This is a genomic window from Halolamina salina (assembly GCF_042678005.1).
Taxonomy (GTDB): Archaea; Halobacteriota; Halobacteria; order Halobacteriales; family Haloferacaceae; genus Halolamina; species Halolamina salina.
The window spans coordinates 20,602-21,524 of record NZ_JBHUDH010000025.1 but is presented as its reverse complement, the minus strand read 5'-3'; the positions used below and the strand labels follow the sequence as shown (position 1 = coordinate 21,524).

1 protein-coding gene is annotated in these 923 nt (G+C 73.6%); it reads right to left on the bottom strand.

Features of this window, described 5'->3' with window-relative positions; all coding sequences use genetic code 11:
• A partial coding sequence (locus ACFR9S_RS03180; RefSeq protein ID WP_379818051.1) for a GMC family oxidoreductase N-terminal domain-containing protein occupies window positions 1-923 on the bottom strand: 923 nt, incomplete at both ends.

The window sequence follows — 923 nt, the reverse complement described above, 5'->3', positions numbered from 1 at the left end:
CGGGTGGGTTCGTCGAGCCGGCCGCCGACGCCGGCGAACAGGTGGTCCATGAAGTACCGCCCGACGGCGCCGGAGCTGTTCGCCAGCCCGTCGGGGTACTGGTCGCTCTCGGAGAGCAGCAGCAGCCGCGGCGTCTCCACGCCGCCGGCGGCGATGACGAACTCGGCGGCCTCCTGCCGGTACTCCTCACCATCGGGCGTGACGTAGACGGCGGCGGTCACGCGCTCGCCCGACTCGTCGTGTTCGAGTCGCTGAACCGGCACCTCGTCGATCACGCGGGCGCCCTCGCCCTCGGCGCTGTCGACGTGCCGGAGCGCGTGGTACTTCGCGCCCGAGGGGCAGACCGGCCGGCAGGTGCCGTAGCCCACGCAGGCGCTCTCGCCGTCGTACGGTTCGGAGTTCCGGGCGTTCGGCACCGAGTGGGTGGTGATCTCCAGTTCCTCGCAGGCTTCCGCGAACAGCGAGTCGCTGTAGGAGGGCGGGAACGCGGGCAGGGGGTGGGGCTGCTCCCGCGGCGGCGCGAAGGGGTTGTCCGACGCGCCCGCGACCGCGAGCGCCTCCTCGGCGGCGGCGTAGTACGGCCGGAGGTCCGCGTAGTCGATGGGCCAGTCTTCGGCGACGCCGAGTTCGGAGTCGAGCCGGAAATCCTGCTCGTGGAGGCGCATCACCATCCCCTGCCAGTGGAGCGTCGAGCCGCCGACGCCCTTCACGCGGGCGGCGTTGAGCGGGTAGAACCGATCGCCGCCGGAGGTGTACGCGTCGCGGGGGCCGCCCATCCCCCAGACCGGCGTGTCGTCGCCGGGCCGGAGGTGGGTCTCCATCCGCTCCTCGCGGTCGTCGGGGTCGAACCGCGGTCCTGCCTCGAGCACGACTACCTCGTGGCCGGCCGCGGCGAGGCGGTCGGCGACGAGCGCGCCCGCGGG